1 rRNA gene is annotated in these 265 nt (G+C 39.6%); it reads right to left on the reverse strand.

Features of this window, described 5'->3' with window-relative positions:
• Window positions 1-100 (reverse strand): 5S ribosomal RNA (gene rrf / locus SB773_RS32365); the annotation flags it as partial.
• Window positions 101-265: the final 165 nt, after the last annotated feature.

Here is a 265-nt window from a genome sequence, read left to right on the forward strand (position 1 = left end):
CTCTCACAGGGACAAGGTCCCAACTACCATCGGCGCTAGAGAGCTTAACTTCCGTGTTCGGTATGGGAACGGGTGTGGCCTCTCTGCCATCATTACCAGACTGTATTCATTTAAGACAAGAATTATTATAACTTATTTACTTTTGAAAGTCAATAAGTTTTTTATATTCTTTCAAAACTAGATAACAGTGCTTCATATTATATGGTTAAGTCCTCGATCTATTAGTATTCGTCAGCTCCACATGTCACCATGCTTCCACCTCGAA

It is taken from the genome of Bacillus sp. SIMBA_074, assembly GCF_046534555.1.
GTDB classification, from domain to species: domain Bacteria; phylum Bacillota; class Bacilli; order Bacillales; family Bacillaceae_G; genus Bacillus_A; species Bacillus_A mycoides.